7 protein-coding genes are annotated in these 8,426 nt (G+C 69.4%); 2 read left to right on the forward strand and 5 right to left on the reverse strand.

Going from position 1 to position 8,426, the window contains the following annotated elements; translation table 11 throughout:
• Nucleotides 1–104: 104 nt before the first annotated feature.
• From ACFQ4H_RS08540 to ACFQ4H_RS08555, 4 genes are read right to left on the reverse strand one after another with little or no spacing between them, the layout of a single operon-like run.
• Nucleotides 105–1,244, reverse strand: a complete 1,140-nt coding sequence (locus ACFQ4H_RS08540; RefSeq protein WP_377568991.1) for a patatin-like phospholipase family protein — start codon at nt 1,242–1,244, stop codon at nt 105–107.
• On the reverse strand, nt 1,244–2,440 hold the full coding sequence (locus ACFQ4H_RS08545; protein ID WP_377568993.1) for a hypothetical protein: 1,197 nt from the start codon (nt 2,438–2,440) through the stop codon (nt 1,244–1,246). The genes ACFQ4H_RS08540 and ACFQ4H_RS08545 overlap by 1 nt, the downstream gene beginning before the upstream one ends.
• Nucleotides 2,440–3,324 (reverse strand): hypothetical protein, encoded by an 885-nt coding sequence (locus ACFQ4H_RS08550; RefSeq protein WP_377568996.1) that lies wholly within the window; start codon nt 3,322–3,324, stop codon nt 2,440–2,442. The genes ACFQ4H_RS08545 and ACFQ4H_RS08550 overlap by 1 nt, the downstream gene beginning before the upstream one ends.
• Complete coding sequence (locus tag ACFQ4H_RS08555; RefSeq protein WP_377568999.1) at nt 3,321–5,285, reverse strand: Hsp70 family protein; 1,965 nt, start codon at nt 5,283–5,285, stop codon at nt 3,321–3,323. The genes ACFQ4H_RS08550 and ACFQ4H_RS08555 overlap by 4 nt, the downstream gene beginning before the upstream one ends.
• A 198-nt stretch (nt 5,286–5,483) precedes the next feature.
• Between ACFQ4H_RS08555 and ACFQ4H_RS08560 the strand changes: the two genes are divergently transcribed.
• Nucleotides 5,484–5,996: an NUDIX domain-containing protein gene (locus ACFQ4H_RS08560; RefSeq protein WP_377569002.1), complete on the forward strand. Its 513-nt coding sequence runs from the start codon at nt 5,484–5,486 to the stop codon at nt 5,994–5,996.
• 32 nt (nt 5,997–6,028) lie between these two features.
• Nucleotides 6,029–7,192 (forward strand): aminotransferase-like domain-containing protein, encoded by a 1,164-nt coding sequence (locus tag ACFQ4H_RS08565; protein WP_377569005.1) that lies wholly within the window; start codon nt 6,029–6,031, stop codon nt 7,190–7,192.
• Nucleotides 7,193–7,230: 38 nt separating this feature from the next.
• On the opposite strand, the gene ACFQ4H_RS08570 is transcribed toward ACFQ4H_RS08565, so the two are convergent.
• Nucleotides 7,231–7,683 carry a DUF4190 domain-containing protein gene (locus ACFQ4H_RS08570; protein WP_377569008.1) on the reverse strand — a complete coding sequence of 151 codons (453 nt, stop codon included), beginning with the start codon at nt 7,681–7,683 and terminating at the stop codon, nt 7,231–7,233.
• Nucleotides 7,684–8,426 lie beyond the last annotated feature (743 nt).

The raw sequence follows: 8,426 nt of genomic DNA on the forward strand, positions 1-8,426 counted from the left end.
GGTCGCCCCGAAAGATGCGAAAGCAGTTCCGAACGGCGCGAAAAGCACCTGCCCAGAACCGAAACCGAGAACCGGCGACACTCGATGGAACGAATCGCCTACGGTCAGTCATTCTCCTGCGGAACCGGTCGGCCGAGCTCGCCCACCGCCTCGATCATCTGCCGCTGTGTCTCACGGCGGACCCACCTGACCCCCACCAGTTCGGCGTACGAGCGCAGCACCTCGGTCGCGTCCCGGAAGCCCAGCTCCCGCAGAAGCTGGTAGCGCTCCGGCGAGAAGTCGAGCAGTCCGTTCCACCCGCCGACCAGCCCGGCTGCGGTCAACGACCGGCTCGGCCGGACCTCCAGCAGCCGCAGGCCGTCGCGGTCCCGCTCGTGCAACACGTCCCGGGCGTTGAGGTGGACCACCACGATCGCCTCACAGCCCTGGTTGGCGAACGCCCGTACCGGCACCCGGTCCGCGCCGAGCCCGCCGTCGATGAAGTGTCGTCCCCCCACGCTGCGGGCATGGAACAGGAACGGCAGCGCCGCGCTGGCCAGCACCGTGTCGCGTACCTCGTCGCCCGGCATGTCGTTGAGCCGCATCAACGACGCCCGGTTGTGCACCCGGGCGCGGAGCCAGTCCAAGGCGTGCCGTACCTGCCGGCCGACCAGGTTGTCCGGTGGCTTCGGTACGGGAAAGGCCGCGACCCACATCGGTGGGCCGGTCCGCAACGCGTCGATGTCGATCGCCCGGGTGACCAGCCACTCCAGGTGGTCCCGGTTGAGAATGAGCCGGCTGATCCGGGGCAACAGGTTGCTGACCCCGGCATTCAGCGACTCGTACACGTCACCGTGCTGGTCGGTGACTGACTCGTTCTTCCCGAACGGCCCGGTGCCGAGCCGCTCGGTGAAGTCGTTCCACAGGTCGGCGAGGCGCTGCGCCCCGGTGGTCAGATCCGGTGCACAGGCCAGAACCACACCGTTGAGCGCACCGATGCTGGTACCGGCGATCGCCTCGATCTCGACCCCGTGCGCCGCCAGCGCCTCGACGACCCCGACCTCGTACCCGCCCTTGGCCGCCCCGCCGGCCAGCAGCAGCCCGAGCCGGGGCAGGCGCGGCGGATCCACCGAGGCGGACCGGGGTGGTTCCGGTGGCCGGGGCCGGGGAGCCGGCGGTACCGGCATGGGCCGCCCGGCCAGTTCGGCCGCCTGCCCGGCGATGCCCAGGAGGCGGTCCGCCGGAGGTGGCGACTCCCCGGTCATCACCGCGTCCGATCCGCGTCGCCCAGCCGGGCCCGCGCCTCGGCACCCGCGTCGGCCTGTTCGTCGACGGTACGGTGCACGAACTCCGGAACGGTCAGGCTGGTCTCCAGCAGCCCGTCAGCGGTCGATCGCACCTCGTCCAACGCGTCGGCCGCCGGACTGCGGGCCGCCCCGGACCGGTCGACTCCGGCCGCGTACCGCATCGTCCTGGCCAACACCGCGGACAGCGGCCGGGCGGCGCTCCCGTCGTCAGCGTCCGGGCCCGCCCCCAGCAGCTCGGCGACCATCTGCCGATCGTCCCGGTCGGGCAGCGCCGCGCAGGCCTCGTCGAGCAGCCCGACCAGCGACCGGGTGCCGGACCAGGCGACCACCGAGTCGGGATCGTCCAGGATCGACTCGACCAGCCAGTCCCGGTGGATCCGATCACCGGTCACGAACTCGTGCAACCCGCAGGCGCCGGCCGCCACCTCCCGTGCCAACAGCGCCACCTGGTACATCCACGGCAACGACCGGTACGCGCCGGCCCGGTAACGGGACATCGACCGGCTGAACGCCTCCCACGCGTACTGTCGTAGCCGCAGATGCGTGAGCACCCGGCGCTGGCCGTCGAGTTCGTCGGCGACCGCCTGTAGGAACAGGTCCTGGTCGTCCAGGCGGGCCTCCAACAGCGCCATCCGCTTCTCCTGGAGGTCGAGTCGGCGCTGCTGGAGGTCGAGCCGCCGTTCCTGACGGTCGAGTTCGCCATGGACCACGGTCGCCATTTCACCGAGCAACCTGGCCAGGCCACTGACCTCGGCTGCGGTCCGCTCGGCGACCTCGCTGGCGTACCGGGCCTCGTCGCGGGTCGCCGCCAGGTCGTACTGCAACACCCGCAGGCGGACCGCTGTCTCCCGCAACGCGAGATCGGTGATGGCACTACGGGCAGCCAGCTCGTTCACCCAGGCCAGGGTGTTCGCCTGGGTCAGGGCGAGGGACCGTACGGTGTCGAGGTCCTGCGCCCGGGCCCGCCCGGTCATCTGGTCGACCAGCCAGCTGAAGAAGGTCTCGCTCCGCCGGGACGCCACCACCGCCTGCACCTTGCCGATGTTGCTGACCAACTCGACGAACATCTGGCTCTGCACGACCGGTACGCGTTGGGCCAGCTCGGCGATGTCCACCTCGTTGTCCGCCCGGCGCGGAACGACCGGCTCGGTCATCACAGCCCGTCCTGCCCGGTGCCGGCGGCCACGGTGTGGACCAGCGCCGGAGCGTACGTCCGACCGTCCACCAGATAGCCCGGGGCGACCACGAATTCGGCCAACCCGTCCGGCGGGCAGGTACGCCACGGCAGCTGTCCGTTGCCGTCGAGCGGCTCGCCCCTCGGCACCTCGTCCACGAACCGAACCTGCTGCCGGGAATGGGCCAGCTCCGCCAGCAGGCGGCGGGCCTGACCACAGGTGCCGGCCACGGTCTGCTGTTCCAGTGCGTCGAGCCGCGCCGCTGGCTGGTCCCCGACCAGCCAGGCTGCGACATCATCCTCGTCCGCCGGCCCGGAAGTGATCAGCAGGCGGACCAGGTCGCGGACCATCCGGGCCTGCACCCGGCCCCGGTCGGGCAACTGGTCGGCACCGGGCGTACGACGCAGCCGCAGCCGGGCCAACTCGGTGAGCTGCTGGGTCACCAGGGCGTGGTACATCTCGGCCAACGGCTCGTGGGTCAACGCATCGGTGCGGGGGGCGCCGGCCAGGGCCGCCTGGGCAGCGCGGAGGTTGGCCAGATCGGTCGCCTGCTCGGCAACCCTGGACCGCAACTGCCCGTTCTCGCCCCGGACGCCGGCCAACTCGGCCCGTACCCCGGCCAGCTCGGCCCGTACGCCCGCCAGCTCGGACCTCAGGTCGTCCTGACCCGCCTCCCCACCCGGTGCGGACGCGCTCACAGCCGGCACGCCGGGACCACGGACGGCCACGGGTTGCGCCGTACCGGGGTCGGCCGGCGCTCCGCCAGCGGATCGGCTCTGCAACGCCGCCAACTGGCGACGGAGTTGGAACACCTCCCGGGCCAGCGGTTCGACCCCGGCGATCCGACGGATGAACCTGATCACTGCCGCTCCCTGGTCGACGGATTCGCGGGCGATGGACTCGTGGGTGATGGACTCGCGGGCGATGGACTCGCGGGCGATGGACTCGTGGGTGATGGACTCGCGGGCGATGGACTCGCGGGCGATGGACTCGTGGGTGATGGACTCGTGGGCGGACGCCGCAACGCGGCGAACAGCGGGTCGAACTGCATCTCGACCTCGGCGCGGCTGCCGGTCCTTTCGTTGACCGCCACCGCGCGGATGGTCGTCTCGCCGAAGAACATCTCGACCCGCACGTAACGCTGCTTCACCGGCAGGCCGACGGTGGCCGAGATGTCCACCTTCATCCGCTGCAACGGAAAGACGTCCGGCTCGTCGACGTACTGCGGATCGAGCTGGTCGGTCCAGAAGAACTCCAGATCGAGTACGGCCTGGTCACGCAGGGTCGGGCGGGTCCGGTGCACGAAACTCTGATCGACCTTGACCGCCCGGCCCCGGGTCACCACCACGAGGAACCGGTCTGCGCAGCGCCAGCCCTCACCACTGTGGTCGACGTGCATCCGCCGTGGGTCGTCCACGCCGTGCCGGAACTTCAGGCTCTGCCGGATGCCATAGGTACGGGCCGAGCGCCGCTCCCAGATCTGCTCGGGTGCGTAGCAGAAGTGCACCCCGCCCCGCAGCACCGCCTTGCGTGGATCGTTCGGCCGCAGTACGACCGCCTCGCCGTCGAACCGGTGCCGAATCCGTCGGCGCAGGTACTCGTTGTGGACGAATCCCCCGACCAGGACCATGGTCACCGGTGCCGGCCCGACCTCCCGGCGTACCTCGGCCAGCTTCCCGGCGATCAGGTCGAGGATCGGGTCGATCACGGTGTCGAACAGCCTCTGGACCTCACCGGCCGGCAGTACGATGGTGCGCTCCTCGCCGTCGGCCAACTCGGTCAACCGCTCACAGACCGGTAGGGGCAGCGCCGCCCACAGTTCCTGCGGGACGGTCAGCGTCGCCGGGGCGGCGACCACCGGGGCGCAGCCGGCCTCGGCGTTGACCGAGACATGGTGTTTCCAGCCCTCCCACTCGTCCTCGATGCTGTTGATCGACTCGCGCAGTGCGCCGCTCTCCAACCGCGTCAGCAACTCTGCACCGAACCGGTCGGCCAGCACCTGACGACGCAGGGCGTGGTTGACGTACTGCGAGCCGAGCGCGTCACCGATGCTGCCCTCGCCGATCTCGGCGAGGGCGAGCCGGCCGTCCTCGGCCGGACGTGCCTCGTAGGCCGAGATGTCCACCGTCCCGCCGCCGCAGTCGACCACCACCACCCTGGTGTCGGTGTCGGTACGCGGCCGGGTGCCCCGGCCGCGTCCGTCGAGGGCACGGCCGGGGGTGGTCAGGCAGTAGAGCGCAGCCGCCTCCGGCTCGATCCCGATCAGGACGTGTGCCGGCTCGACGAAGCCGCTGGCTTCGATCGCCTCGCGCATGAACTGTTTCTGGGCCGACGACCAGATCGCCGGTACGGTGACGCACCACCGGATGTCCCGTTCCCGGATCTCCCCCATGTCCCGACGGATGTCGGCCAACGCGCCGGCCCGCATCCTGGCCAGGGTGGAGGCGATCAGCGTACGCAGCACCGCCTCGTCGGTCAGGTCGATCGTGCCCTCGGCCTGGGCGACCGACCGGGTTTCCGGTATCGGACTGAGCGCCATCTTGAAGGCGTAGGCGAACCCGCCCAGCCCCAGCGCAGCCCGTCGCTCAGGCGACGTGTCGGCCCACCGGAGCTTCGCGGTGAACCCCCAGTCGACGGCCCTGCCCTTGGCGTCGACCGCGATCGCCGTCAACTCCTTCCCCGACTGACCCCGGGGCGGCGCGTCCGGCCAGGACGGTCGGAAGGCGATCCGCGCGTCACGGACCTCGGGATCGTCGTTGTCACGGCTCACCGCCACGTACGCGTACCCGGTGCCGTGGGTACCGAAGTCGATCGCAACTACCACTTTCGGAGGCTTCACTCGGCTCCACGCAGACATCGACGGGAGTTTTCGTAGGGACAACGTAGTTCACGGCCGGAAGCGGTGAAATGGTCCTGCGGGCCGGTGCACTGTCCAGATCACGACATCCGAAATGTGTATCAGTGAGCGTGCCACCGGTGCCTGCCGAACCTCCGGAGCGCCGTACCGGTATCGTCCTGCGGCGTGACCGGTGCTCCGTACTCCCACTGCTCATACTGCGGTAACGCCTACCCGGAGGTCGAATGGCCCCGGTTGTGCACCGGCTGCGGCCAGACCACCTGGCGTAATCCGTTGCCGGTGGCGGTGGCGATACTTCCGGTGCTGACGCCCACCGGGATCGGTGTGGTCGTACAGCGGCGTGACATCGAGCCGGGCAGAGGTTTGCTGGCCCTACCGGGCGGCTTCATCGAGCACGGTGAGGACTGGCGCGATGCCCTGGTACGCGAACTCCGCGAGGAGACCGGCCTGATCGGCGATGCCGCAGCGGTGCAACTGTTCGCGGTACACAGTGCGCCCAGCGGTCATACCATCCTGATCTTCGGCGTCCTCCCGGCCCAGACGGCCGACCAACTGCCCGCCTCGGCCCCCACCGACGAGGCCACCGAATGGCTCGTTCTCACCGAACCGGCCGAACTCGCCTTCTCCACCCACACCGAGGTGCTGGCGGACTTCCTGGCCCGACAGAATCGAGACTGACCGATCCGGACCGGCGCAACTATCCTTCGTTGATGGAGCGACCGGCACCGATCATCCAGTTCGAGGAGCGACCCGGCATCCTCGACCTCGGTTGGGGTCACCCACTCCCGTCGTTACTTCCGGTCGAACAGTGGTCGGCTGCATCGCAGGCGGCGGCGCGGACCTTCGGCTGGCGGGCCCTGACCTACGGGTACGCGGCGGGTCCCGGCCCGCTCATCGAGTGGCTCGCCGAACATCTGTCCCGTACCGAACGGGTCCGCGTCCGGACGTCGCAGTTCTTCGTGACCGGCGGCGCATCACATGCGCTGGCCCTGGTGAGCACGATCCTCACCGATCCCGGTGACGTCGTGCTCGTCGACTCGCCGACCTACCATTTCGCCCTGCGTATCCTCCGCGATCGAGGTGTGCAGCTGGTCCCGGCACCGGTCGACAGTGCGGGCATCGACCCGGCAGCGCTGGACGACCTGATGACGTCACTGCGTAGCCAGGGCCGGCGGATCCCCCTGCTCTACCTGGTTGCCACCTACGGCAATCCCACCGGGCGCAGCCTTCCGGATCGGCGCAGGCACGAACTCGTACAGCTGGCCCAGCGGTCCGGGCTGACGATCGTGGAGGACGACACGTACCGGGAGCTGTCCTATGAGCCGGTCGCGCCGCAGTCGCTCTGGAGCATCGCCGACGGGAGAGCCGTCGTCCGGATCGGGTCCTTCTCCAAGACCGTCGCCCCAGGCCTCCGGCTGGGTTGGCTCAACGCGGCACCCGAGATCGTCCGTACGCTCACCGGTCTGGGCTACGTCGACAGTGGGGGCGGAGTCAACCATCACGCCGCCCTCACCATGGCGACCTTCGGCGCTTCCGGGGCCTATCACCGACATGTCGCCGAGGTCCGCGGGCATTACCTGCGGAGTCGTGACGTGTTGGTGGACACGTTACGCGCGGCTCTCCCCGATTTCGACGTACCGTCGCCGGCCGGCGGATGGTTCGTGTGGTTGCCACTCGACCAGGGGGTACGCGCCAGCACCCTCCGCCCCGCCGCCGAGCAACTGGGCGTCTCGTTCGTCGAAGGTGGTCGTTTCTACGCGACCGGCCAGCAGGGCGACGACCATCTCCGACTGGCCTTCTCCTTCCTGACACCGGAACAGCTGGTCGAGGCGGCCGGGCGGCTGGCGCACGCCGTACGCACCGTCCTGGGTTGATTGCTGCTCCAACCCGGACGACCTCTTTGCTACGACGGCTAGAGAAAGAACCCGATGATGTGGAGGATGCCGCTGAGCAGGCCCACGGCCGCTCCCAACCCGCCGAGGAGAACCAGGCAGGGTGCCATGAAGGTGAGCGACCAGCCGATGATGACGGCCGCCCGAGCCATCCCGCGACCGGTCTGCGAGGTGTTCTTCCGGATCTGGCGGAGCGAGAGGTGACCGAGGATCGCGCCGACCGGAGCGAGTATGCCCACGGTCAACGGCGAGAACGCCACCAGTCCGAGTGCCACGATGGCAAGTACGTTGTGCCGCTGCGTGGTACGCCGAACCGCCGCTACCCCATTGCCTGCCGCATTACGCATCGACCCGGCATAGCGGCCGAGCTGCGCCCGCCGATGGTCCTCGGGTACGGCCAGCGACGCCGTGGGCATTTCCGTACCGGGCACTTCGCGGTAAGGAACGACAGTTTGCTCATTGGGTGTGGTCACCGGTTCATCCGGCATCGCAGACCGCGGTCCGTTTGCAGTCACAGAGTGGCCCCAGGTAGGAAAGCGAGCTGACCCAGACAGACACGTAGGTGAAGGTGAATCATCCCCGGTTTGGTCTGCCGGAAGGATAGTGCAAAAGCCACGGTGTGTCAGGGCCGCACCGCACCGAGGCGGTGGTCGCCTGAATGGGCAAGGAAGCCAGACACCGGCGATGGTTCCGACCAGCCGACACGTGGATGCGCAGGGGTGACAACCGGGACGACTCAGCTCGACCGGCTGCCCGGAACATTGGGTCCGGCCGGCACAAGCACCCGCGTAGCCGAAGATTTGTCCGGTTTCGGGTTGTTCGTCACTTGAATCCCCATGATCAACCCGCCGGGATGCCCGGATCCGCGGAATCCACGCCCGCCGCCGATGGTTGTACATCGCGTACGGCCGAGCAGCCCCCCGCAGCACCATCCCCCTCCACCGGCGGCTGCCCCCCGGCAGATCACCGACGGCGCGGCGGAATGCCCGCCCGGCCGGGACCGTTACACCCCCGGGACACCCGAGCAGTCGCCACGACGACACCGGGATGCTCCCCCTTCTTCTTTCCTCTGTTCTCGTTCGCGGCCCCCGCGCACGCACCCCCGCGTGTGACAGGACAGGCGCCGCACCCCCCGGAACGAAAGGAACACCCCCATGAACACCATCATGCGTAAGACCGCACTCGGCATCGCCGGCCTCGCCTTCGCCGGCGGCGT

It is taken from the genome of Micromonospora sonneratiae (assembly GCF_042679305.1).
GTDB lineage: Bacteria > Actinomycetota > Actinomycetes > Mycobacteriales > Micromonosporaceae > Micromonospora_H > Micromonospora_H sonneratiae.